The sequence below is a fragment of the Bdellovibrio bacteriovorus str. Tiberius genome, assembly GCF_000317895.1.
GTDB classification, from domain to species: Bacteria; Bdellovibrionota; Bdellovibrionia; order Bdellovibrionales; family Bdellovibrionaceae; genus Bdellovibrio; species Bdellovibrio bacteriovorus_F.
Genome location: NC_019567.1, coordinates 1683477 through 1709633, shown reverse-complemented (window position 1 = coordinate 1709633; position 26157 = coordinate 1683477). Strand labels below are relative to the sequence as shown.

Below are 26157 nucleotides of genomic sequence, written 5' to 3'. Positions count from 1 at the left end.
TCAGACTTCCAACAGCAATGTCACCGGGCCGTCATTCAGAAGACTGACCTTCATGTCGGCCCCAAATACCCCGCCGAATGTTTTCACACCCTGGGATTCACTGATGGCCATAGCTTTTTCATAAAGCTCTTTCGCACGGTCCGGCGCTTCGGCGCCAATGAAGCTGGGACGATGGCCCTTGGAGGCATCCCCCAGCAGTGTGAACTGAGACACGATCAGATGCTCCCCGCCCACGTCTTTCAGGGACAGATTCATCTTGCCGGTTTCATCCGGGAATATTCTTAAAGCAAGGATCTTGGTTATCAGTTTTTGCAGCTGTTCTTCACTGTCGCCTTTGGCAACCCCCAGCAGCGTCAGATAGCCCTTTTCGATAGAGGAAATAAGCTTTCCATCGACTACGACAGAGGCATTTTGAACTCGTTGCACGACTGCTTTCATGGGGGCTCCTGTTGATTGCTTAAAAAACAAAACCCACATTTTCATGTGGGTTCGTTTGAAAAAATCTGTTCAGATTTTTACTCTTCGTCGTCGCCTTCGACTTCTTCCAGCTCAGCAAGCTCTTTGGTGTCTTGCTTGGACTTGTTCGGGTGAAGCTTCTGGTATTCTTTGATCTTGAGTGGGTCTGGACCCAGCATCAGGAACATGTTCTTACCTTCCATCTTCGGCTGGGATTCAACCAGCGCCAGGTCATCAACGAAAGCGATACATTTCTTCATCACTTCCATACCCAACTCCTGGTGGGCCATCTCACGACCCATGAAACGCAAAGACACTTTCACTTTGTCGCCTTCCAGAAGGAAGCGGCGGGCGTGATTCATCTTGGTTTCAAAGTCATGCTGATCCGTACGAGGACGCATCTGGATTTCTTTGATTGTTACAACAGTCTGTTTTTTACGAGCCGCAGTGGCTTTTTTCTTGTTCTCGTACTTCCACTTGCCGTAATCCATGATTTTACAAGTAGGAGGAGTTGCTGTTGGAGCAATCTCAAGAAGATCGAGGCCTCTATCTTCAGCAATACGTAACGCCTCAGGAACTGTCATCACGCCAAGCATGTTACCTTCATCATCGATAACACGAATCTGTTGAGCGCGAATCTCGCGGTTGACTCTCAATGAGTCTTTAGAGTCTTTCTTGTTGCGATCGAAGCGACCGCCACCTCTAAAATTACCTTCAAACTTGCTAATGGCAAACCTCCGGGGTTTAGTTAAATCCTAGCGTCACGTAAGTGCGACGGCTAGTTTGTCGTTGCAGACTTCGCAAGAGAGCTCTGCAAACTTCTTGTTTTAATATCAGTCGTGATCAAATTCATCACCTGATCCACAGTCAGACCTTTATGTTCTGAACCGTCTCTCAGACGCAATGAAACCGTTCTGGATTCAGCCTCTTTATCCCCCACAATAATCATGTATGGGATTTTTTGCAGCTGAGCCTCGCGGATTTTATAATTCAACTTCTCGTTACGGCGGTCAAACTCAACGCGAACACTGTGTCCTTTCAAAGAGTTTTGCAGCTCTTCGCAGAAACCGTTCACGCGGTCCGTAACGTTCAGGATCGCCACCTGCACTGGCATCATCCACGGTGGCAAATGACCTGCCGTGTGCTCAAGGTAAACGCCGATAAAGCGTTCCAAAGAGCCCAGAATCGCACGGTGAAGCATCACTGGACGGTGCTCCTTGTTGTCTTCGCCCGTGTATTTCAAATCAAACGCCTGCGGAAGATTTGGATCCACTTGAAGTGTACCCAACTGCCAAGGACGATTCAATGCATCGACGAACATGATATCCAACTTAGGTCCATAGAAGGCCCCGTCGCCTGGATTCAGCTCAAATGGCAGGTTCAGGGATTTCAGGGCTTCGGCCAAAGCGCCTTCGGCCATGTCCCAGTATTCCTCACTGCCCATACGGTTGTCCGGACGAGTGGAAAGGAAGATCTTGTAATTGCCCATGCCCAGCTTGTCGTAAACACGATTCAGCAGGTTCATGAACTTGGCGATTTCTTCCTGCAGCTGGTCCATACGGCAGAAGATGTGCGCGTCGTCCTGACAGAACGTACGAACACGGGTCAAACCGTGCATGGCACCGGACTTTTCATAACGGTGCAAGCGACCAAAGTCCGCCATCTTGATCGGCAGATCACGGTAGGAATATTTCTCAGAGTTATAAAGCAAACAGTGAGAAGGACAGTTCATCGGCTTGGAGGCGAAATCGCGCTCGTCCACCTTGGTAAAGAACATGTTTTCTTTGTAGTTCTGATAGTGACCGGACGTATGGAACAGGTTCACGTCAAAGATCTGCGGTGTGATGACTTCCTGATAACCGGTTTCGAAATACAGCTCGCGCAGATAGGTCTGCAAAGAGTTGTAAACCGTCGCGCCCTTACCTGTGAAGAACGGAGAACCCGGAGCCAGTTCGTTGAAATAGAACATGCCCAGTTCTTTACCCAATTTACGGTGATCGCGTTTTTTCGCCTCTTCGATATTGTGAAGATACGTTTCCAGATCCTTTTTGTCGTTGAACGCTGTCGCGTACACACGCTGAAGCTGGGCGTTTTTCTCGTCACCTCTCCAGTAAGCCCCCGCCACGCTCAAAAGCTTGAACGCTTTGATCTGGCCAGTGGACTGGATGTGAGGACCGCGGCACAGGTCAAACCAGCTGGTGCCGTTAAAGTAGATGCCGACAGTGGTCTCGCCTTTTTTGGCAAGATCCTCGATCAACTCCACTTTAAAGCGCTCGTTCATACCCTTGAAGGTCTCAATCGCCTTTTGAATCGGCCAGTTTTCACGGTGAATCGGCAGATCCTTGGAAACGATCTCGGTCATCTTTTTTTCAATTTTTTCGAAATGCTCTTCAGTGAAGGCAAACGGAGAATCAAAGTCGTAATAGAAACCGTTGTCGATCACCGGACCGATGGTCACTTTCACTTCGGGCCAGATGTCCTGAATCGCCTGAGCCATGATATGCGCGCAGGAGTGACGAACAACCTCAACGGATTCAGGGGATTTTGTGGTGACCAAAGCCACCTTGGTCTGATCTTTCAAAACGGTGCGAAGATCAGAGATTTCAGTTGATCCGTTCAGTTTTGCGCCCAGAGTTTCCTTGGCCAAGCGAGGGCCAATGGACATCGCCACTTCCAGCGCTGTCGGTTCATGGTCAAAAACCTTCGTAGAGTTATCCGGCAAAATAATTGTAATTTGTGACATTAGCATGCTTGCACTCCGGCTGAGCCGGAGTCAGAAAGGGTCGTCGCAGAATGCGCCGTACTGGTTTGAAAATGTGATGAATAATTATGCATTTGCATCACATTAGTAGTAATCCCCCACCCTCAAGGGGTCAAGCACTCACCGCAAGAAATTGCACACCAATAATCTGCTCGCCATCAGCTGAACATCCGACCCAGCGGACCTGAGATTCCACAGACACCCAGACGCCATGCTGGTTCTTGTACATCAAACTTATGAAGTCCTTTTTCTGGACCTGTTCCTGCCCCAGGGATATCTGCGCCCCGCCTTGGGAAAAGTCCACCATGTGGCCTTCGCGCAGGAACTGTACCCACGCCCCGGTCGGGGAACTTTCGGCCATCACGGACTTCTTGAGCATCACCGGAGAACTGACCACCATGCGGTCCTGCTTGCGGCTTTTCAGACTTTCGCCGTTTAGGCGACGCGTCACGAGCTGTTCTATTCTTTCGCGTTCAGACTCTCTCAACACCAGAATGTCCGGGCGATTTAAAATAAGCTGATGTACAGAGTTTTCAATATGTTGAGCGATAAAAATAAACGACGCCTTCATCTGTGAGTGACTCCAGCTTAAGAAGGCCTGAACTGCGCGCAGACTGAGGTTTTCGGTGCGAATGATCACGTGAAGATCCCCTTTTGAAGATTGAAGTGTTTCCTTAAGTTCAGCCGCACTTCGCGACCGATACCAGCGCACGCCCCGCAGTCTTTGCAGATACAAAGGCAAATGCTGGCTCGAACTGAGATAAATAAGGTCTTTAAAACGCTCATTGTGCATGAAGGACTTCATTGCAAAACGGAAGCCCACGGATCAAACGCGTCTATATTTGAGATCACCGTATAGCCCGTGGACAGTCGTACAGAATGCTTTAAACAACATTGTTAAATTACTGATTTACCTAAGCAAAAATACAAATGAACATCTTTGAATATTGCTCATAAAACCCAAACATCATTCAAGGAGAAACACATGAAATCGATCTTTATGGTTGGCGCCGCATTCCTGGCAATGACCTCTTTTGCAATCGCAGAAGAACCCAGCATGGCCGACAAAGCCGGCGCACAAATGGAAAAAGCCGGAGACGCCACCAAAGATGCCATGAACAAGGCTGGCGATAAAACCAAAGAAATGTACAAAGACGCCGAAGTCGGCACCAAAAAAGCCGGCCGCAAAGCCAAGAGAACCGCCAAAAAAGGCATGAACCGCGCTGAAGAAGCCGTGTGTATGGACGGCGACGTGAAGTGCGCCGCGAAGAAAGCTGGCAACCGCGTGGAAGAGGGAAAAGATGCCACGGTCGATGCGGCTAAAGACGCTTCAGACACGATGAAAAAGTAATTCCGCAATCATTTCCCAAAACAAAAACGACCGGTTTAAGCCGGTCGTTTTTTTATGTTTTCAAGTTTAGGATAAAGCCACCTTAACGGCACTGCTGGGCGACCTCGCGCAGCTCAGATATCTCGTCACAGTCAAAGCGCGACAGGCGCGAGCAGACATAATCGATACAGGACACATCGACGACTCCCCGACAAAGCCCCGCGACCTCAAAGACCTCGACCTTTTCATCACAGGCAAAACGCGACATGCGGCTGCAAATGCTGGTCACACAAGGCCCGCTGACGTTGCGGCAAGCCCGGGTGACTTCGTACATGTCATCCTTGTCGTCACAGTCAAAACGACTGAGCTGCTTACAAACAGCCTCTACACACCGACCCGGAAATCCTCCCCCACCCCCACCATCCGGAGGACAATTCGGCGGTCGGTTCGGCGGCGGATTGCCAGGGTTGTTAGGAGAATCCGGCGGGTATTCCTCTGGAGGCAAAGGTCTTGGAGGATTGCCTAAAATCGAACCCCAGAGGCTTTTGGCAGCATAATACTGATCCACCAATTTATGAGTTTTATCGGCAGCTGAAACCGGCACCGCCAGCGAATCCACCGTCGTCAAGAGCAACAAGATCACAAGCACAGAGAGCAAGTTTCTCATACGTCCTCCACACAGCCCAAGGATCTGCCAACGTAAAACAGAAACAACTAAAGACGCCAAATAAGGCCAAAATACAGGCCAAGAACCCGACCAATGACACACTGTAGGCGTAAAAAATCACCAGGCACCTTTTAAATAAAGATCCCCTCCCTCCACCAACCGGCGACCAGCGGCGCCAGCGCGCTGTAGCCAGAAAAAACAACCAGGCACCTTTTCTGTCCGGGCGCCTTTCGCCAAAGGCGAAACAGCCAAACGTCTTCGAGGCGGCGATGAAACACCCGGTGCTGAATAAGAGCCAGGAGGCTGGCGGAGTGGGGGCCTTGGCCCTCAAAACCGAGTTCCGCAGCACCTGAAAAAACGGCAGTAGTAATCAGAAGAGTAAAAAGAATAAAAAAAGGGAGCCAAGAAAGGCTCCCTTCGTGCGAGGACTGTCTGAGCGTTTTGAGGGCCAAGGCCCCCACTCCGTCAGGCGACCACGTGCTACTTAGTAAGCAACGTGGTGGTTCAGCGCTTCGTGCATTCTTGGATCTTTCAACGGAACCAAAGAGTGCTTAGACCAGAAGGACATGATTGTCAGAAGGAACGCACCCGCGAAACCAGCGAAGATGCCGATTTCCCAGAATCCGAAGGTCACGTGACCGTCGAAGAAGTTCGGGTAAACCATCCAGTAAATGTCCACGTATTGCATTACCAATACCAACACAGAGATCAACAACACGTTGCTGTCGTTGCGTTTCATTCCACGAGGCAAAAGCGCCAGGAACGGAACCACGAAACGGAAGATCAGAAGAGCCATAGAGATGCTCATCCAGCCGCCTTGTGCACGCGCGATGTAGTATTCTGTTTCCTCAGGGATGTTAGCGTACCAGATCAACATGAACTGAGAGAACGCAATGTAAGCCCAGAAGATGGAGAAACCTTTAAGGTATTTCACCACGTCGTGCTGGTGCTCTTCAGTCACATAACCTTTAACCAAACCAGAGCGTCTCATCAAAACGATAACGATCGCCAGGAATGCCATGCCCGCCTGGAACATACCAGAGAAGCCATAGATACCAAAGATGGTGGAGTACCAGGTTGGCAACAAGGACATCAACAGATCCACGCAGAACAAAGAGAACATCAATGCGTAGAACACAATGAAACCAACAGACGGAGCCACGGATTTCGTCGTCAAAGACTCGTCACCGGATTTGTCCTGTTTCAAAGAGTTGCCCACGATCACATGACGGAAGATCATGCAGCCGACCGCAAAGATGAACAGGCGAATCACGAAGCCACCCATGTTCAGGTAGCCGGTTTTCGCTGCGATCACCGGATTTTCAGCCACCACCTCTGGGTTTGCCCAAGGGTAAAGGTGTTTGAAACCAACCAACAGAACCAAACCACCGATCAAAATCGCCGGCAGGAAGGACGTTGTTGCTTCAGCATAACGACGGATGGATACAGACCAGCCGGCTTTAGCCACGTTGTTGATAACGATCCAGAACAAACCACTCAATGCCAGGCAAGAGAAGTAGAAATAGGACACCAAATAGGAAGTCCACAATCTGTCCTGATTTTTCATAAGACCGATCACGAAAGTCAAAAGACCAATAGCGATCAGGGCGAAGCTCAGCGTTTTCAATTTCGCCGGAGCTTCAAATTTCGATACATGCAGATTTACATGATGATTGCTTGCGCCCATTTACAACCTACTTAGCTTCTTGCTTCTCTAGGAAGCGGATATAGTTAACAACCTGCCAGCGGTATTGCTGAGGAATGTGGGAAGCATAAGGACCCATCACACCCTGACCCACTGTGATCACGTGATACATGTGACCATCAGTCCAGCCTTTGACTTTATCAGTCAGCAAAGAAGGTGGTTTCAAAGCCATTTTTGCAGAGATGGTGGACTTTGCAGCCTCACCGCCCTCACCTTTGTAACCATGGCAAAGAGCGCAGTTTGTCTCGTAGAATTTCTGACCTACGATCAAAGTCTCTTCGTCCATTTTGCCAGCCAGTGGATTTTTCAGATTCTTGGAAGCGGCTTCCACGTCCGTAGCATACTGGTACGGTTCAAAACCAACCGGAGCTGTACCTTCTGGAGGAACACGCATACCACGGTGATGAGGAGCATCCGCATCGTAGGACTGAGCCTTCACAGCCGGAGTCACCATCATATCCTGGATAATTTCCACATTCGGCTTGTTGCCACGAGGACCGCAGCTGGACAACGCCAGAACAGCCAATCCTGCTGCTGCAACACCCATTGAAATATTCACGATGTTTCTCATCTTACTAGTACTCCGTCTTCTTCACTTCAGTTGCGCCAAGCTCTTTGAACATGGATTCAATTTTAGCTTCGTCGTAACCGTTGTCATTGTGCGGGATAAAGATAGCGAACTTGTGGCAGCTTAGATCCGGATCAATCACCGGTGGATCCATGCGCGGAATACCGCAGGCATAGAACAAAGCCCCTACTGAAGAAAGCGCCGACAACAAAATCGTCAATTCGAACATGATAGGTACAAACGCAGGCAAGCTGAAGAACGGCTTACCACCGACGTTTACGGCCCAGTTCACCGCGGAAGTCCAATAAGTCAGACCCAAACCGCCAGCCAAACCAGCCAGACCCATAGTGAAGGCCACATAAGGAATCCACGAGCGTTTGATGCCCGCGGCTTCTTCCATTCCGTGAATAGGATAAGCAGAGATCGCTTCAAACTTCGTGAAACCGGACTCACGCACTTTGCGGGTCGCTTTCAGAATTTGATGCTCTTCCAACCAGATACCAGCAATACCTTTAGTATATTTAGCCGCCATTAGTGGTGCCCTCCTTTATCATCGTAACCCACATGCAATACGGGCTTCACTTCCGCGATAGAAACCGCAGGGAACAGACGCAAATACAACAAGAACAGAGTCAGGAACATACCGAAGGATCCAACCAGAACCCCGGTATCGAACCAGGACCAAGCGTACATGCCCCAGGAAGAAGGCAGGAAGTCTCTGTGCAAAGAAGTCACAGTGATCACGAAACGCTCGAACCACATACCGATGTTCACCAGGATGGACACTACGAACATCACCGGGATGGAACGACGGAATCTGCGGAACCAGAACAACTGAGGGAAGATGGTATTACAAGATACCATGATCCAGTATGACCAGCCGTAAGGACCGAACGCACGGTTGATGAACACGAAGCGCTCGTATTGGTTGCCAGAGTACCAAGCAATGAAGAACTCAGACGCGTACGCGTAACCAACCAGCATACCTGTGGTCATGATGATCTTATTCATCACTTCCATATGATCCAAAGTGACGTAGTTCTTGAATTCAGGGAATCCAATACGAACCAAAGTCATCAGGGTCACAACCATCGCGAAACCGGAGAAGATCGCACCGGCAACGAAGTATGGAGGGAAGATCGTGGTGTGCCAGCCCGGAAGGTTAGAAACCGCGAAGTCGAAGGATACGATCGTGTGAACGGACAAAACCAGCGGAGTGGAAAGACCTGCCAGAAGCAAGTAAACCATTTCGTAGTGGGACCAGTTCTTCGCAGTGCCTCTCCAACCCAAAGACAACGCACCGTAAACAGTACGGCGAAGTTTGTTCTTCGCACGGTCTTTGATGGTTGCAAAGTCAGGAACCAAACCGATGTACCAGAACACCATGGAAACTGTCGCGTAAGTGGATACCGCGAAAACGTCCCAAAGAAGCGGAGAACGGAAGTTCACCCACAATGGACCACGTTGATTCGGGTACGGGAACAACCAGTAATCCAACCAAGGACGACCCGTGTGCAGCAGCGGGAACAGACCCGCGGTCATTACCGCGAAGACGGTCATCGCCTCTGCGGTACGAGCTACGGAAGTTCTCCACTTTTGACGGAACAGGAACAGAACCGCGGAAATCAGAGTACCGGCGTGACCGATACCGATCCAGAATACGAACGTAACGATCATCGTACCCCAGAACACCGGGCTGTTCACACCCAGAAGACCGATACCAACACCCACTACGGATGCCAGGATACCGATATAGAACAGAAGCAACGTCTTCGCACCCAGGAACATCCCCACCCAACCTTTGGATGGGAAGCGTTCCACCGGAGCGCAGATGTCGTCAGTAACATCTTTCAAAGTTTTATTGCCAAGGACTAATGGGCTACGCTTCATCATGAGTGCTCACCTTGTTTTGCAGTACCGTGACCTTTTTGATCACCAGTTGATTCTTTATCATTGTTACGGATCTTGGAAAGATAGCGAACGGACGGAGCCGCGTGCCACTCTTCAAGAAGTGCGTAACCACGTTCTTCAGTTTTGAAGATTTTGGCTACAGCACTGTTTGGATCATTCAGGTCACCGAATACGATACCGCCTGCAGGACATGCAGTCTGACACGCAACCTTAACATCCCCGTCTTTCAACTGACGTTTTTCATTGCGAGCCACTGTTTTGGCATCCTGGATTCTTTGAACGCAGAATGTACATTTTTCCATCACCCCGCGGGTACGAACGCCCACAGAAGGATTCAGAGCCATGTGCATCGGCTTCTCGATCAGTTTCGCATAGTTGAACCAGTTGAAACGACGTACTTTGTAAGGGCAGTTATTCGCGCAATAACGAGTACCAACGCAACGGTTGTAAACCATGTCGTTCAGACCCTCGTCAGAGTGAACCGTCGCCAGAACCGGACACACCGTTTCGCACGGAGCATTGTCACAGTGTTGGCACATAACCGGCTGGAATACCGCTTCTGCGTTTTCCGGATTGCCGATGTAGTAACGGTCAATACGCAACCAGTGCATCTCACGACCTTCAAGAACGTATCTTTTACCCACAACCGGGATGTTGTTCTCGGATTGACATGCAATCACGCAGGAAGAACAGCCTGTGCAAGTATGAAGATCAACCGCCATACCCCATTTGTGACCACTGTATTCGTGACCGGACCAGATGGACCATACGTGAGGGTGCGGGATGCCTGTGGATTTCTTTTTGTTGTAGTCAGCCAGTGTCGCTTCAACCGCGATAGTACGGCCTTCCATTGTGTGGTGACCTTGCGTGATCGCAATTTCATACTTCTTGGAAGTTTTCTTGAAGGACGCAGCAGTTCCAGCTGCAACGGCTTTACCGTCTTTGGCAGTAACGAAGACAAAGGCGTTTTGACCGATGCCGTTACCCACTTTACCAGCACGCGTGCGACCGAAGCCCACAGCCACTGCCAGAACGTCGTCATGCAGACCTGGCTGGATCAACACTGGAAGTTCCAGAGTTTTACCGCCCACAGTCAGTTCAACCACAGTGGCTTGTTTCAGGCCGTGCTTTTCAGCCGTCGCCAAAGAAACCATCACATAGTTGTCCCAAACTGCTTTGGTCACTGGATCTGGAAGCTCATGCAACCAGGAAACGTTCGCAAGCGAACCGTCACCGTGCTGAGACGTGGAATAAAGAGCCAGTTCAAAGCCTTCTTTCGCCGCTGCTGGCTTGATGGATGTAAATGCATCCATTTTGAAGGAACGAGAAGAAGAACCAGAGCTGATCTCTCCTACATAACCTTTTTGCAAAGCTGTCTGCCAGAAGTCCTCGAAGCCCTGACCTTTCCCGTGTTTAGGGAAGATGTCGGATTTCCAGAATACGCGCAGGTAATCATAGAAGGTCTCGTAGTCACGAAGACGGGATGGACCCACACTCGCAAGGTACGCCCAAGTCATCAAAGACAACTGGAAGGAACGAGTGTCGTACATTGGACGGATGGACGGCTGACAGATGCTGTAAACACCCGAAGCCAGTTCCATATCACTCCAGGATTCCAACGCGTGGTTGTCCGGAGTGATGTAGTCAGCAAATACGCCTGTTTCGTCAATACGGTCACCTGTGTAAAGAACCAGATCGACTTTTTTGATTGCCTCTGCAAAGCCCATGTCCGCGCCCAGAACGAAGCCTGGATTCACACGGTGGATGATCAAAGTTTTCACTTTGCCATCTTTCATGTCTTTGATCAAAGCAGCCATGTCAGCATGGGAAGCTTTGTCGCCTTTGTTTCCACCGTTGTGGTCCACGGTTTTACCGTCGTTACCCAGGATGGAGTTCAGGAAGTTCACTGCCACCTGAAGTTCTTGGGATTTTTCAGTCAAAGTGGTGATACCACCCGCAACCACCAGGGATGTGCCCTGATTAGCCCAAAGATCTGCCGCCACTTTCGCGAACAAAGCAGGTTCAACATTCAGTTTTTTAGCTACATCAGCAAATGGAGCCAAAGCCGCTTTCACCGCACTGTTGCCAGCTTGAGAGGAAGCACCTTTCTTCACGATGATTTCGTGAAGAAGACCCATCACAACTTCAAGTTGCTGGGAAGGCTTGATTTTCATGCGGATGTCCGCATTGGCGCCAGTCAAAGAGTAATTGGAGTCGAAGGAAACCAGACGGCTCATGTTTTTGATGTCTTTACGACCTTCAACGAACTGATTCGTGAATGCCGTAGGAGAAATCCATGTACCCAGGAAGTCAGCATCGATGGAAACGATCATTTTCGCTTTATCGAAGCGGAATGCCGGTACCACATCGTCGCCATAAGAGGCTTTTTGACCTTCACGAACGTCGTCATTTGAAAGAGCTTCCCAAACCACGTGTTTGGCTTTGAAACCTTGTGCGAAATCACCGATCACCGCGCGGGTTGCCGGGGACGCCACGTTGCCGGAAAGGATGACAACGTCACCTTTCTTCAATTGCTCAACAACTTTTTTGTCCAGGTCTTCCCACTTAACGTCGATAACCTGGCTGTTGGATTTCTTTTCGTTGAACAGATTGCGCTGAGGACCTTTCAGTCTTTCAGGGTCATACATGGACAACAAAGAAGCCTGGGAACGGATGCTCAAACCGCTAACGCTGAATGGATGACCAGGGTTTGCTTCAATTTTAATAGGACGGCCTTCGCGTGTTTTAACCAAAACACCCAAAGCGTCAGAACCATCGAAGTAAGCAGAGGTATAGTAGTTCGCCATACCCAGAGTCACTTCTTCTGGTTGTTTATTGTAAGGAACGATTTTCTGAACCGGACGACGGATGCAACCTGCAGAAGCCATCGCAAGGGATGCACCCATCAGCTTCAGGAATTCACGGCGTGCCCAGCCGCCTTCATCGTCACTCTCACGCAATGGAGAGGACTGGAATTCAGTGGAAGCAATTTTGTTGAACTCAGGATCATTGCTCCATTGTTCAAGGCTGTTCCAGTATTTTGTGTCACGCTCCACTTTCGGGCGAAGCGCTTTTTTCATTTCTAAATCGTGATCGTGATCATGATGTTCAGACATTTTACCAAACCCTTAGTAGTGGCAAGTTGAGCAGTTAAGAGGAGCTTTGTTCTCTGGCTGACGGTGACAGTTCACGCACCAACCCATAGAGAGATCAGAGAACTGTTGAACGGTTTTCATGGTCTCAATCGGACCGTGGCACGTTTGACAGTTCACGCCTTTGGCAATGTGGGCATTGTGGTTGAAGTGAACGAAGTCCGGAAGCATGTGAACGCGAGTCCATTCAATGGAGTCACCGTTGTCATAAGCTTCACGCAGCTTTTGAATCGCAGGTTTGTCAGTTGCAACCTGCAAGTGACAGTTCATGCACGTTGAAAGTGCAGGAATGTTTGCGTGTTTTGTTCTCTCAATTTGGTTGTGGCAGTACTGACACTGAATTTTGTGTGTACCCACGTGCAGGGAATGCTCAAAAGGAATCGGCTGTTCTGGAGCGTATCCTTTATTATATCCCCAACCCGGCTGGAATTTGCAGCCTGTGAGAAGTGTTGTAACCATGAGCGCGCCAATAAACGCAATTGCGCCCGCCGCTGTTCTTTTGAATACCCGATGCATAATCATCCTTCGCTAACTCATTACGATGTGGGCCAAAGACAAACGAATGCTGTCCTAATTTTAGTTTGCTCCTATTTAATGGTGGAAAAGTCCAGTTGTCCATATTCTTTTTGCAAGCATATTGAAAAAGAGAGAAACTCGGACCCGTCCGCTCAAATATTGTGCACACCAAATTTAAGACTCTTTCGTCGCCTTTTTCCCTCTACCTTGTCTAATCACACTCACATAAACCACTAACAGCATGTGTGCTGCCACGAAAGCAGACACATACTCAACCCCACCGGCACCGAAGCCGTAGGAATGAAGCCCCGCGCCAAGCACAAAGTTCACTCCGTACCACGCCATGATCACCAAAGAGAAAGTGATAACCGCTGTCACTACCATTCCGAAATGCTTCAACATGCCCGCATAGCGTGCATGCAACACCGCCAGATAACCCAGCAACGCGATCAAAGCCCAAGTTTCTTTTGGATCCCAGCCCCAGAAGCGGCCCCAAGAGTAATCGGCCCAGATACCACCAAGGATGATCCCCGGAGCCAGGAACGCGACACCAATCTGCATAGCACGATAAATACTGGTGGTGATGGCTTTGATCTGCGCCTGGTGTTTATCTTCACCACGCAAATAATAAAACAAGCCCAGATCACCCAACCCGAACGCCAGGAAGAAAGCCGCATAACTGATAGTGATTGTCATCACGTGGATCGTCAGCCAGTAGTTGCTGCGCAAAACCGGCTCAAGCGGCTGCAAGGAAGGATCCAAAACCGCTGGAGCAAAGTCCGCGATCACCAGACCGAAGGCCGCCACCAAAGTCCCCGCCACCAGAATCAATCTGTATTTGTAAATGATTTCCAAAATCGCCGCAAACAACACCGTTCCCCAGGCAACCCAGACAACCGTTTCATACATATTGGATACCGGTGCGCGATCCATGATGTACATGCGCAAACCAAATCCATAAGTGTTCAGTGCAAAACCGATCCCCAACAGCACCCACGCTGTCGTCATCAGAGACTCTTTACTTAAAGCCCACACCAACAACAACACGATGAACGCCAGGAAATAGAACACATACGCCCAACGGAAAGGATGGAAGGAATTATAGTGAACTTCCGCCGTGATCTTGCCGCCCAGACTGTACAACGCCGGATTTTCTGTTTGCGCTGCCGCCTCAAACGCCGCAACCGCTTCATCCAGAGCTTTGCCGGAAACTGAAGAATCCCCTTTTTCCGCGATCACACCCAGATAAGTCACAAAGGCCTTGGTCACATCCAGGAACTTAGCCTGAAGATGTTCTGGCAAATCCGCCACGGCAAGCCACGTGTCGCCTTCTTTCGGAGGAGCGACCTTCATCATGCGGCCGGCGGCGATTTCCTGAAATACAAAGAACTGATTTTCCAGGCGCTGCAAAGCCTGGAAATAAGGATCCAGCTTTTCCTTGGTTTCACGCTTGGCCTGAAGCTCCTGACGAAGCAGGGTGAATCTTTCGTTGGCAAACAGCTCTTCACCGTTAAAATAGCGCTGATCTTTCGGAAGATTCATCGCTTGCAAAACCTGATGGTTGCGCACTTCAAAGATTTTTTTGCCTTCCCACGCCTGCGGAGACAGCATCCACGTCAAAACGATTTCGGTGGCATTGCGGCCTTCGAATTTGGTTTTGCCATAGACAATTTCCAGCATTTCTTTGGCGAAGCTGTCGTAAGGCTTGATACGACCGCCGTCCTGAACCGGCATGGATTTCAGCAGATCACCGGGCTTGGCCACAGCGGCACAAGTCACCAACAATGAAGCAATGATGAGAAATATTTTTTTCATGATTCTTTCGTCCCTGCTCCCGTTTTACGGGCAAGTTTGAAGTCCAGATGTTTAAACCACATTAACAGCACGATACCCAATGAAAGCACCAATGAGCCCAGATATTTCAGGAATCTTCCCGGGTCATGATTGATGGAGAAGATGGAGGCCACCGGACGCCCGTCTTCCTCCTGGAAGCTCGCCTGATAGATGGTCAAGCCTTTGTATTTCAAAGGCTCGTTCATCGAAATCAGATATTCGCCAAAGTCCGGAACTTCCACCAGACTTTCATAGGCCGCCGCACGCATGGTTCCCTGATAGCGGGCCACTTCGAATTTCTTAAGCTTCAAATTGAAACCCAAATCAATACGGCGGTTGCCGTACGTCAACAGGTACACAGAATTCGTGGTGAACAGCTTCACCATGTCATTCAGAAGAACCCAGTTTTCCTTGCCGTCAAAGATGATTTTCACCGCAGAAGTGGTCAGCGGCGTGGGACGGCTGGAATCCTGCAGATCCCAGTCTTCACGGGCGGCCTGCATGAAACGCAGCACGCGGAAGTTCAGGGCCATTTTAAAGCCCGGATCAAACACGTCGCCTTCTTTCACAAAACCTTTTTTCAAAGGCTTGTCAGAGTCTTTCTGGAAGACCACGTATTTCAAACCGTCTTTTTCCGGAGTCAGGAAGATTTCATTGGCACCACGAGGTTTTTCTGGAGCCGGCCCCATAAAGATTTGCGCCGGGCCGAAATTATGACTGACCAGATTGCCCGGTTTTTTCTGAACCAGCCATTCGATCACATTCACGTTGTCATTCTGAAGCTGGAAACGCAGGCCCGCGCCGGATTTGCCGACTTCGCCTTCGATCACCTTCTTGGATGGAACAACGTATTTTTTGTAATCAACAATTCTGATTTCACCTTCATACGCAGGAATGATGAAAGGCTTTTCAACAGTGGGCGGATTCTTAAAGAAGTCCACTTCCTGTTCCAGAGTTTTCGTGTAGCGGTCCCCGTCAAACGACGTGTAAACAACGATGTCGGTTTCAGCGGTTTGCACGAAGTTGTTGGATTCACCAATCCCCACACGCATGGAACCATCCAGGCCCCACTTCCAAGTCAGAAGCGAACCCGCCAGCAAAATGATAATCCCGATGTGTGCTGAAACAAAGGCGGCATGGCGTTTTTTCCACGGCCAGCGATCGGCCATCACGGCCGTCAAGTTGATCACCAAAAGGCCCATGATCCCGTACATGTACCATGTGTCGTAAACCGTTTTTTTAGCGGCATAAGCATCGTAGCGGGCTTCAACAAATGTCCCCACTGCGGTGATCACGGCCAGGGATACGATGATGAAAACCGCGAGCTTCAACGATGCCAAAGGCTTATTGATTCTTTTGAACAGGGATTTTTGGGGCGCAGAGGATTTATCCAAAGCCGATCCTTATTGAGAGCTTATTGATTTTGGTATAGCTATCAATAGTTTAGATCGGCTTTTAAGACCATGCTTTTTGGCTTTACGACGCCCTACATTATATGCAGCAAATTGTTGCGGACATAACTGACGGCCGACAGAAGCTTCTCCTGAACTTTCTTCGCTTCTTCCGGCTTCAATTTTTTGGTCTTTTCATCCATGTACAACGAACGATTCAGCTCCACCTGCAGTGTATGCTGCTCGCGTTTTGGATCGCCATACTGCTCTGTGACGCGTCCGCCAAAATACGGCCAGTTGTAACCGACCTTGAATCCGGCAGAGGCATAGGCCGCAATCACCAGATCTTTAAAGCGGGGATCACAGCTTTTGCCTTTGCTGTCGCTGACAACGATATCGGCTCTCAATTCGCCTGGATCGCGATGTTCACTGGTCCCCAAAGAAGGCATGCTGTGCGCATCAATGTGATAAGTTTTCTTAAAACCTTTTTCGTGCAAGTCCGCATACAGCTTGCGAACGCCGGCATGGAAGGGCTCGTAAACCAGTTTCACCAGTTCGTTGTGCGCCTCCACGGACATTGGTTCTTTCATCAGCTGATGTTTGTAAGTCGTGATCACCCAGTGAAAGCCACGGTTGTGCATGCCTGCCGGGTTGCTGTTGCCGATAACGGAAGTTGCGTCCACGTCTTCAGGCACCCGATTCAAATCGGCCGCATAGCGGTGCCACTCGGTTTTCACATAGGGAATATGCAGCTTGTGCAAAGTCGGTTCATACAGAAAGTCGACAAAGCGATCCACGTCGCACATCAAAACTTCCTCGGGCAAAGACTTCAGCCAAGGCGTTTGATCAGGAACGTTTTCGCCGGAATGGGGGATCGTCACTATCAAAGGAATCTCATTTGCGCTTGTCATATATAAACTCTCACTTCTTGACCTGATAGACCTTAACCGTGACACTAAATACAAGAAGGGTCAAATCTATGACGAATGCTCCCAAAGCCAAAATTTATACGCGCACCGGCGACAAAGGCAGCACACGCCTTGTGGACGGCTCCTGTGTTGAGAAATTCAATCCACGCGTCGAGGCTTATGGCACCGTTGACGAACTGAACAGCTATCTGGGCGTGGTGCGTTCGACTTTAGCCCCCTTCCCTGAGATGTCAGAACTCAGTAATTCTCTGGAAAAAGTGCAAAACGAGCTTTTCAACATCGGAAGCCTGCTGGCGACTGAAAAAGATGAGGTCTTCAAACTTTTGCCGCCCATTACGGAAGAACAAATCCGCTATCTGGAACTGCAGATTGACGAACTGACCACAACCCTGCCCGAGCTGCGCAATTTTATCCTGCCAGCCGGTCACCCGACATCAGCACACCTGCATGTGGCGCGCACCCTGTGCCGTCGCAGCGAGCGTCGTTCCGCCGAAATTGCCGTGAAAGACGAACGCTATTCCATGACTTTGCAGTATCTGAACCGACTGAGCGACTATCTGTTCGTGGCAGCCCGCTGGGCCAACATGAAACACGGGGTTGCTGACGTTCTTTGGAAGAAAACCTAGGAAAAACTTAATGAGATTAGAGATCGCAAAACCTGAGGACTCCAAAGCCCTTGTTGAGTTTTACAAAAGCTTCCCGTTGAACGGCCCGGTTGAAATCCGCATTGATCGCGAAAAGGATTTTTTCGCGCCCTATTCCGTGCAATCCGATCAACACCTGACTTACCAGCTTAAAACCGATGAAAACAAAATCGAGGGCATGGCCAGCTTCGTGGTGCGCGATGTGTGGCTGGATGGGAAAGTTTCCACGGTCGCCTTTGGCCGGGATTTGCGTATTTCCTCCAACCGTCGTGCGATTTTAGAATGGTCTCAGCACTTTTTGCCGGTGATGAACGAGGTGTCTCACACTCTGGGGAACAAGTACCTGTTTTCGGTGATGAGCATGGCGGATGTGCAGGCACTGAATGCCTTTGTGCGTCCCCGCTCGATGAAGCGTCCTTTGCCGAACTATCATCTGTTCCGACGCTTTAACATGGTGTCGGTGCATGGCCGTTTGCCGTGGGCTTCCAATCCCCTGCCGCATCTTCGCCTGCGCCGCGGAAGCGCACAGAACGTGGATGCTTTGATTTACTATATCACACAAAAATCCCGTCAGCGCGATCTGGCCACAACGTGGGATGAAACCAGCTTTATGGAAAAACTCGAGCGCTGGAAGGGTTTGAAGCTGGAAGATTTCATCATCGCTTTTGACAAGAATGAAAACATCGTGGGCTGCGTGGCCCCGTGGTCTGCCGGAGGCATGCAGGAATTTATTCCGATGCAGTATTCTTTGCGCGGGCACAACTTCCGCCAGTTCCTGAAATTCGGAAAAATGCTGGGATGGACCCGCACTTTGACGAAGCCCTATTCCCGTCTGAAAATCGAAGCGGGATTGAATTTTAAATATTTGAATTTCCTGTTTGCCGACAACGGCGACATTTTTGAAAGCCTGCTTTGGAAGGCCTTTGATGACGCCAAGGAAAATGAATTCCTGGTGTACACACAAACACGCTCTGAATTTATCTATCGCCGTCCCCGCAACTGGATTTCCGCAAAGATGCCGTTCGGGGTTTACCTGCTGATTCCCCCGGATTCAGAGGTGCCTTCGTTCATGCATCCGAACAACGAAAAACCCGCTGAAATCGAGCCCTTCTTTGCCCTGTAAACGGTAACTATTTTGGGCACTTTCGACAGTGCTTAGGGGCTTAAATCAACCCTGCCTTATCCCAAGCAGGCGCTGGTTTTGCTTCATTTTCCGGTATGGGAAACTCTCAAGTGCGCCATCTCAAAATGAAACAGTTCTCTAAAGCCCTGGTTGCCGGGGTTTTGAGCCTTTCTTTGACCGCTCAAGCCAGCGACCTGGGGCCGGATGTGAACAACATCTCTTCCGCCAACAAGATCGCTTTAACCCTGATCAGCAAGCTTCCCAATTCGGGCGTAAAAGACGGCCTGGAACGCTATTACAACATTCTTTCCCTGAAGTCCTATTCCTATGACAACGAAGTGGCCAACGCCAACACCGGCGTGGCTTTGTTCTTTGAACAGCAGTTCGAACAAAATGCCTGCTTTGCGGAAAAAGCCTATTTGTTCTATCGCGATTTAAAACTAAGCACAAAACAGCGCCAAACCGCTGAAGGTGATAAATCCCGTCATGCGCGGCCCTCTTTGGGGGACGTGGCAGGGAAAAACCGCAAGGACCTAAAACCCGGCTGGCTGTATGAAAAAGCTCTGAAGTACGCCAACGGAAATCCCAACGTGGCGATGAGTCTGATTGGCCTTTGCGGACATGATGATAAAAACCAGGGTGAATTCACCAATCAGGATGTTGAAATCAAACTGACCAGCACGGGTATATCTTCCGACGAGCTTTATTCCCCGACGGATGGGAACTCTGAAATCAACACGGTCTGTCCTTCCCAATTCGCAGATTTCTATGTGGCTGGTGGACTTTCCAAAGCATCGGACATCAGTGATGATTTGAAAAAGAAAGTTCTGAGCATTCAGTACCCGGGCAAAAAAGACGTTCAAATTGCCTCTAAAAACTATCATGTGATGGGCGCGGCTTTCATGACCTGCCAAATGATCGAGGCCGGCTTAAGCCCCCTTTTGGCCATTCAGGTTGAATCCATGGCGGCCCACCTTTATCGCGGTATTCGCCTTTGTCAGCAGATTGAAACCCCGGCCCATTTGTTCTGGAGCCTGCAAAGAACCAAAGAGGTCGCCTTGCGTGGCATGGGTCGCACCTTTGAACAAACCGTCATTGAAACCACGCTGAAACGTGGCCGCGAAAAGCAATGCGGCTATGACAAGGTGGCCAAAGATCCTTTCTGTAACTTCTTAAAGACTGTCGGTGCACCGTTTGATCTGTCCGTGCCGCGCATTGAAGAACGCGCACGCAAGATGTTGGAAAAGTACATGGATAACATGGTTGCCAGCGGCATCTATTCTTCCTGGCATGTGAGCGGCGAAGTGGCCGGCATCAGTCTGCCTTGTTCGCGCGATCAGCTGTGGGGCCCGCACCCGTTCCTGCAGTGGTTGATTGCCAAAACGGAAGTGAGCTTAAACATCTGTGGCAACGGTTTGACGATGGAATCCTGCCGTAAAGCGGTGCGCACGGTGAAGTCCTGGGAAACTGATTTTGACTGGACGGTTTCACAACATGCGGCCGGTGCGCGCTTTGCCGCCAAGGTCTGCAAACCTTACCCCAAGGGTAAGAGCTCATTTGACGGCATGTGTGGAAATTAACTTCTAGCCGGCTTTCTTGAGACCAGTCAGGGTCTCAAGATTGTTGATGGTGGCTGTAAGTCCTTCGGTGGAATGATTCAAACTTCCCGCCGCCTCAGAAATAGTTTCTGAAGAAGATGCATTGGTTTGCGTGACCTGATCCAGCTGATTCATCGCCTGGGAAATCTGCGACACCCCGGTGCTTTGCTCCTGGCTGGCGGTTGCGATTTCGTTATTCAGACTGGCCACTTTATTCACGGAAGCCACAATTTTATTAAGAACCTCGTGGCTGCTTTTTGCAACTGCCTGCCCTCGCTCCACTTGATTTGCGCTTTCAGAAATCAATCCGGAAATTTCCTTTGCCGAAGTGGCACTGCGCAAAGCCAGAGCGCGAACTGCTTCCGCAACCACCGCAAAACCTTTTCCCTGCTCGCCCGCACGGGCTGCTTCAACCGCCGCATTCAGCGCCAGCAGATTCGTCTGAAACGCGATATCATCAATCACATTTACAATCTCTTCGATCTTTCTTGAAGAGCTGGCAATCTCGTTCATTGACTGCATCAGGGAAGCGATCTCTTGCGCGCCTTCTTCGGCAGTGGTTTTGGAAACCTGCGACACGTCAGAAGCCATCTTCGCGTTGTCCGCATTCAGTTTGATCATGCTGGTCAGCTCTTCCAAAGACGCCACGGTTTCTTCCAGGGAAGCTGCAGATTCTGTAGAAGCCGCGGACAACGCAGAACTTGAGCCGGTCAGATCAGTGACCAGACGACGAATCTGCGCATAAGCGGCCGACAAAGATTCAGTTTGCAGACGAATGCCCTCTTTCAGCGAGAAAGACGACATAAACATCGTCACTGACAAGGCGATAATCATCACCGCGACACAGCCCAGGGCAAGCTTTGCGTACCACAATGCCTTTTCAACAGCCCCACGCACACGTGCCTGCAACACGGCTTCGAATTTATCGATGGGTTCACCAATGGTATTCACGAACTTGTGATAGGATTCATCATGCATCAGTTGGCGCGCCAAGGTCAGATCAGGCTCTTTTCGCACAGTGAATTGGCCGGAGCTGTCAGCATACAGTCCTTTGACTGCGTTCATTGCCGCTGTTTCAGTTTTCACCAGATCATTGGAACGCTTTTCGGCTTCCGCCAGCAAAGCAAACTCTTCTGCGGTGAATCCCGCTTCCTGCATCAGGACTTTCGCGGACACTTTTCTGCCATCCGCACGCGCTTCATCACCATTTCGAACGGCAATAATTTTTAAATATTCCTCTTCAAACTTTTTATCCCCGGTCACCACGTAAGTGCGGGCATTGCGGGTCAACGCCGCAGAATCATCGCGCAGCTGCTGCGCCAGTTGGATGGATTCAAACTTCGATTCGTGGGCCCGATTCAACTCAGACTCATAGTGAAACGCTGTGCCGATACAAACATACAGCGCCAACACCAAACCGACTGACAATAAATTAAAAAGACGAACTTTCGCGAACACGTTCATAGCGACCCTCACATAATTGTGGAGGGCTTTTCGGTATTTTCTATGGGGTCTTAAGGGTGTAACTTTTGTTTATTTAGATAAGTCCAGCCGAGGAAACCATCGTTTCAGAAACGTGCGGCCAGAACCAGTCCAATTGCGGATCGGACGCAATCACATCCTTGATCAAAACCTTCACATCACTGCGGGTTGAGATTTCACGACGCAACCACATTTCGATTTCATCGTAGCCCGGACCGATAATGGTGATTTCGATGGAACTCAGGAAATGCAACAAATGCAGATCCTTGGTCGCCACCGGACGGCCTTCCAGCTTTCCATGGATGAAGTTCATAACTTCTGCCTTAATTTCAGCAAAGTTACGATGATTGATACGACGAAGGATCAAATCGGCGCGGTGATCACGATTGATCCAGCGCTGATGCAGTCCCCGTTGCACTAAATTGATCAGGTAGTTTCTCAATACAGAAGGGACCAGACGAAAATCTTCGTCCGGCAATGCCATCACCTGCATCAAATCTACGTATCGTGCCTGTTCCTGGCCTCGACGTAGAGAGGTGAGCACCTCCGGGATCCGCAATAAGGATTCGCGAATACCCAAGAGATCGATTCCTGCTCCATCCGTGAAGTAGAGAATTCTCATATCCCTATCATGACCTATCTTTACGAAATGTGTGCAGAAAAATACAAGACCCAGACCAGGGTCCAGTATGTATTTTTTAGTGCAGTCACCAAGCCTTTTTGATAGGCTAACCAGAGGCCCAAGGACTAGGAGCTGTCAGCAGTAATGCTGGTTAATTACAAAGGATTGTATAGCCGTGACTTCACGCAACTCGAAGAATCAAAGACCACCACTTGAAAAGTGGTATCCCTATATTCTCTTTGCATTTATTGGTTACTGCGTGGCCGATCTGGGCATTCTCGCCTATCGCGATAAGATGCTTCCGCAATCTGCTCCCCCGTCCCATCCGAAATCCAGTCAGTTTGAAGCCGGCGTCAGCCGTGGTGCTTACAACTCTATCACCAGTCGTAACATCTTTGCTTCCAGCGGTGTGATTCCGGATGCGCTGGTGGACAAATCCAAAGGCGCAGAAGCCCAACGCGAAGCAGATCCGGTTCCGTCGCAATTGCCTTTGAATCTGATCGGAACTTTGGTGCATTCCAACCCTGAAAAATCCCTGGCCGCCATTGAAATTCGCGGCAAGCAAGGTGTGGTTTCTTACAGCCCCGGCAAACAGATCGAAGGCATGGCTGAAATCATGAAAGTGGAACGCCAAAAGGTGGTATTCCGCAATCTGAATTCAAACCGTCTTGAATACATCGAAATGAAAAAAGAAGGCGGCAAAGTCGCTTTCGGCGCTGGCAAATCAACAGGTGATTCCGGCAAAGAAGTCCAAAAAGTCAGCGACAACAACTTCGTGATCAAACGTGCAGACCTATTGAAATACACCAACGATCTGTCCAGCATTCTGATGCAAGCCCGTGCGGTTCCAAATCGTGAGCCCGGCACCGGCAACATCAACGGTTTCCGCATTTTGGACATGCAACCAGGCAGCATTTACGAACAACTTGGCATCCAAAGAATGGACGTCATTAAGTCTGTCGACGGCACCCCTGTCGACAGCCCTGCAAAAGCCATGGAACTTTACAACACCCTGAAGAACTCACCAAAAGTGACTCTTCAAGTGGAACGTAACGGTAAAAACGAAACCATGACGTACAATATCCAATAGACTTAAAAGGATTTTAAGACAACTCCTCAGGAGGAGAAGCAACATGAAAAAGAACGTCAGCATAGGACTTGCTTCATTGATGACGGCCCAACTTGTGGGCCCGGCAGCAAAGGCTCAGTTTGAGGACTTCCCGCCTCCACCACCGCCACCGGATTTCGGCGACATGGGTGGTGGCGACTCCGCTCCTTCTGATTTTGGCGGCGGCAATTCCGGCGGTCCGTCCGGGATGGCTCCACGCGGTGGTTCTGAGGCAGCAACCGGTTCCTCCCCTTTGACCAAGGCGGAAAAAGACAAGTTTGCCAAAGCCCCGATTGAAGACATCAATAACAAAAACTTCCCGGAAACCATCGAATCTTTCGATTTCCCGAATGTCGAGATTTCTGACATCATTCGCGCGATCAGCGAATTGACCGGCAAGAACTTCATCATCGATCCGGGCGTTCGTGGCAAAATCACGATCATCGCCCCAACCAAGATCACCGTTTCTGAAGCTTACAAAGCGTTCTTGTCCGCTTTGGCAATCAATGGTTTCACCGTGGTTCCTTCCGGAAGCTTCCTGAAAGTCAAATCCGCAAGAAATGCCCAGCGTGATAACATCGAAACGTTCTCCGGCGCTTACTACCCTAACGCAGATCAGATGATCACACGTATCATCCACTTGAAGCACATCTCAGCTTCTCAAGTGAACCGTGACCTGCGCATCCTGCCGTCCAAAGACGGCGAAATGAACATCTACGAGCCAACAAACTCCATCATCATCTCGGATTACGGTTCCAATATCGACCGCGTGATGAAAATCATCAGCCAGCTGGATGTTCCAGGATTTGAAGAACAACTTGAAGTGATCCCGGTTAAGTACGCTAAATCCAAAGATCTTGCGGACCTCGTTGATAAAATCGTCAATAAAGGCAATAAAACTCAAGGTTCTGCTCCCGGCACCTTCACTGCCGGCGTTCCAAGATTCTCCCGTTCTGCGGGTGCGACATCCCAGCAGGGCGCAAGCTTCTTTATGGCGATTCCGGATGACCGTACCAACTCTATCATCGTAGTGGGTAACAAATCCGGTATCGTGCGTATTAAAAAGCTGATTTCTCAGTTGGACTTCAAAATCCGCGCTGAAGAATCCGGTGGCGTTTACGTTTACAACGTTCGCCACGGTGATGCTGAAAAGATCGCTCAAACACTTCAGGGTGTGACCAAGGATGCCGCTCCAAAACCGGCAACTGGTGGCAGTCTGCTGTCCCCGCTGGGTTCTCAAGGGATGCAAGCTCCTCAGGAAATCTTCGGTGGCGATGTTAAAATCACAGCTGATAAAACCACCAACAGCCTGATCGTGACTGCAAGCAAGCAGGATTACGATGTGGTTCTGAATATCCTTTCTAAAATTGACACCCCTCGTGACCAGGTGTTTGTTGAAGCCATTATCATGGAAATGTCTGTGAATGACGGTAATTCCTGGGGTATTGGTTACTACCAGTACGGCGACAGTGGTTACGGCAAGGTCGGTTTCAACGGTCTTTCCAATATCAATGACTTCCTGTCCCCGACAGGTGGTTCTGGTGCCGTGATCGGCTTCGGTCAGGGTAAAACGGTGGAAGTGACGGATCCGGTTTCCAAAACGACTTTGAAGATCCCTAGTCTTTTGGGTTTCATCAACTTCCTGAAAACCGCGAAAAAAGCCAACATCCTGTCCACTCCTCAGTTGATGACTTTGGACAATCAAGAGGGTGAATTGGAAGTGGGCGACAAAGTCGTTGTCGGTGAAAACGTGCAAAACGTTGGAACCAGCGGCACGACGGTAAGAACTCCGCAGTTTGAAGACGCGACGATCAAACTTGCGATCAAACCATTCATCAGCCCGGCTTCGAATCAGATCCGCATGGAAATCAAGCAACAGGTGGCCCAGCTTTCAACAGCTTCCACACCGAAAGCGTTCCAGGATTCCACACAGCCTTTGGCAAAACGTTCCCTGAAAACTGTGATCAACGTGAATAACGGCGACACGGTGGTTCTGGGTGGTTTGATGAAAGAACAAGACCAGGAGTCCGTCACGAAAGTGCCTCTGCTGGGCGATATTCCAATTATTGGATGGCTGTTCAAGTCCCGCACGATCGTAAAAGACAAAACGAACATGGTTGTGTTCCTGACTCCGAAAATCGTGCGTAACAACATCGAAGCCAATGCCATTGTGACTAAGAAGCTTGATGAACGCGTTGATTTCGTAAAAGCTCAGGGCGGCGTGGATCCATACGGCGCCAAACTGGATGAAATCCGCCGCAAAGCAGAAGCTCCGTCTGATGCGGATGTTCCTGCAACTGCTGAACCTATTATTGAGGAGTAATTCTGATGGCCTCCGTGGATGTTTCAACGATACTTGCC

22 protein-coding genes are annotated in these 26157 nt (G+C 49.8%); 6 read left to right on the top strand and 16 right to left on the bottom strand.

The window, feature by feature from the left end; genetic code table 11:
- The 4 genes from dtd to BDT_RS08110 form a co-directional block, all read right to left on the bottom strand.
- Positions 1-438, bottom strand: a complete 438-nt coding sequence (gene dtd / locus BDT_RS08125; RefSeq protein WP_015090759.1) for a D-aminoacyl-tRNA deacylase — start codon at positions 436-438, stop codon at positions 1-3.
- A gap of 77 nt (positions 439-515) precedes the next feature.
- Positions 516-1112: a translation initiation factor IF-3 gene (gene infC, locus BDT_RS08120; RefSeq protein WP_015090758.1), complete on the bottom strand. Its 597-nt coding sequence runs from the start codon at positions 1110-1112 to the stop codon at positions 516-518.
- A 122-nt stretch (positions 1113-1234) separates the two neighbouring features.
- Positions 1235-3205 carry a threonine--tRNA ligase gene (thrS, locus tag BDT_RS08115; RefSeq protein ID WP_051026288.1) on the bottom strand — a complete coding sequence of 657 codons (1971 nt, stop codon included), beginning with the start codon at positions 3203-3205 and terminating at the stop codon, positions 1235-1237.
- Positions 3206-3329: 124 nt separating this feature from the next.
- Positions 3330-4010, bottom strand: coding sequence for a PilZ domain-containing protein (locus BDT_RS08110; RefSeq protein ID WP_235046313.1), 681 nt, complete (start codon positions 4008-4010; stop codon positions 3330-3332).
- A gap of 192 nt (positions 4011-4202) precedes the next feature.
- Here BDT_RS08110 and BDT_RS08105 point away from each other — a divergent pair, with 192 nt between their 5' ends.
- A complete protein-coding gene (locus tag BDT_RS08105) occupies positions 4203-4568 on the top strand; it encodes a hypothetical protein (RefSeq protein WP_015090755.1) in 366 nt (121 codons plus the stop codon).
- Between the two features lie 82 nt (positions 4569-4650).
- Here the strand turns inward: BDT_RS08105 and BDT_RS08100 are convergent, their stop codons facing one another.
- The 10 genes from BDT_RS08100 to BDT_RS08050 form a co-directional block, all read right to left on the bottom strand.
- On the bottom strand, positions 4651-5214 hold the full coding sequence (locus tag BDT_RS08100) for a hypothetical protein (RefSeq protein WP_041577408.1): 564 nt from the start codon (positions 5212-5214) through the stop codon (positions 4651-4653).
- 484 nt (positions 5215-5698) lie between these two features.
- Positions 5699-6901: a hypothetical protein gene (locus BDT_RS08090; RefSeq protein ID WP_015090753.1), complete on the bottom strand. Its 1203-nt coding sequence runs from the start codon at positions 6899-6901 to the stop codon at positions 5699-5701.
- Positions 6902-6908: 7 nt separating this feature from the next.
- The gene (locus tag BDT_RS08085; protein ID WP_015090752.1) at positions 6909-7490 is read right to left on the bottom strand and encodes a c-type cytochrome; all 582 of its coding nucleotides are present in this window, start codon (positions 7488-7490) and stop codon (positions 6909-6911) included.
- Between the two features lie 4 nt (positions 7491-7494).
- Complete coding sequence (locus BDT_RS08080; RefSeq protein ID WP_015090751.1) at positions 7495-8019, bottom strand: DUF3341 domain-containing protein; 525 nt, start codon at positions 8017-8019, stop codon at positions 7495-7497.
- Positions 8019-9380 (bottom strand): NrfD/PsrC family molybdoenzyme membrane anchor subunit, encoded by a 1362-nt coding sequence (nrfD, locus tag BDT_RS08075; protein ID WP_011164088.1) that lies wholly within the window; start codon positions 9378-9380, stop codon positions 8019-8021. The genes BDT_RS08080 and nrfD overlap by 1 nt, the downstream gene beginning before the upstream one ends.
- Entirely contained in the window at positions 9377-12514 is a 3138-nt protein-coding gene (locus BDT_RS08070; protein WP_015090750.1) for a TAT-variant-translocated molybdopterin oxidoreductase, read from the bottom strand. Before BDT_RS08070 ends, nrfD begins: the two co-directional genes overlap by 4 nt.
- A 12-nt stretch (positions 12515-12526) precedes the next feature.
- A complete protein-coding gene (locus tag BDT_RS08065) occupies positions 12527-13009 on the bottom strand; it encodes a cytochrome c3 family protein (RefSeq protein ID WP_235046312.1) in 483 nt (160 codons plus the stop codon).
- Between the two features lie 231 nt (positions 13010-13240).
- Complete coding sequence (locus BDT_RS08060; RefSeq protein ID WP_015090748.1) at positions 13241-14881, bottom strand: cytochrome c biogenesis protein; 1641 nt, start codon at positions 14879-14881, stop codon at positions 13241-13243.
- A complete protein-coding gene (locus BDT_RS08055; protein WP_015090747.1) occupies positions 14878-16293 on the bottom strand; it encodes a cytochrome c biogenesis protein ResB in 1416 nt (471 codons plus the stop codon). Before BDT_RS08055 ends, BDT_RS08060 begins: the two co-directional genes overlap by 4 nt.
- Before the next feature lie 92 nt (positions 16294-16385).
- The gene (locus BDT_RS08050; protein ID WP_051026287.1) at positions 16386-17201 is read right to left on the bottom strand and encodes an N-formylglutamate amidohydrolase; all 816 of its coding nucleotides are present in this window, start codon (positions 17199-17201) and stop codon (positions 16386-16388) included.
- A 68-nt stretch (positions 17202-17269) separates the two neighbouring features.
- Here BDT_RS08050 and BDT_RS08045 point away from each other — a divergent pair, with 68 nt between their 5' ends.
- The 3 genes from BDT_RS08045 (at position 17270) to BDT_RS08035 (ending at position 20566) form a co-directional block, all read left to right on the top strand.
- Positions 17270-17845 carry a cob(I)yrinic acid a,c-diamide adenosyltransferase gene (locus BDT_RS08045; RefSeq protein WP_015090745.1) on the top strand — a complete coding sequence of 192 codons (576 nt, stop codon included), beginning with the start codon at positions 17270-17272 and terminating at the stop codon, positions 17843-17845.
- Positions 17846-17855: 10 nt separating this feature from the next.
- Positions 17856-18986, top strand: coding sequence for a hypothetical protein (locus tag BDT_RS08040; RefSeq protein ID WP_015090744.1), 1131 nt, complete (start codon positions 17856-17858; stop codon positions 18984-18986).
- A 125-nt stretch (positions 18987-19111) separates the two neighbouring features.
- Positions 19112-20566 (top strand): hypothetical protein, encoded by a 1455-nt coding sequence (locus BDT_RS08035; protein WP_148278769.1) that lies wholly within the window; start codon positions 19112-19114, stop codon positions 20564-20566.
- A 3-nt stretch (positions 20567-20569) separates the two neighbouring features.
- On the opposite strand, the gene BDT_RS08030 is transcribed toward BDT_RS08035, so the two are convergent.
- Positions 20570-22048, bottom strand: a complete 1479-nt coding sequence (locus BDT_RS08030) for a methyl-accepting chemotaxis protein (RefSeq protein ID WP_015090742.1) — start codon at positions 22046-22048, stop codon at positions 20570-20572.
- Positions 22049-22121: 73 nt separating this feature from the next.
- Entirely contained in the window at positions 22122-22610 is a 489-nt protein-coding gene (locus BDT_RS08025) for a hypothetical protein (protein WP_148278768.1), read from the bottom strand.
- A gap of 253 nt (positions 22611-22863) precedes the next feature.
- Between BDT_RS08025 and gspC the strand changes: the two genes are divergently transcribed.
- Together gspC and gspD are read left to right on the top strand one after the other, a co-directional pair.
- Positions 22864-23778 carry a type II secretion system protein GspC gene (gene gspC / locus BDT_RS08020; RefSeq protein WP_015090740.1) on the top strand — a complete coding sequence of 305 codons (915 nt, stop codon included), beginning with the start codon at positions 22864-22866 and terminating at the stop codon, positions 23776-23778.
- 43 nt (positions 23779-23821) lie between these two features.
- A complete protein-coding gene (gene gspD / locus BDT_RS08015; RefSeq protein ID WP_015090739.1) occupies positions 23822-26119 on the top strand; it encodes a type II secretion system secretin GspD in 2298 nt (765 codons plus the stop codon).
- The last annotated feature ends 38 nt before the right edge of the window (positions 26120-26157 follow it).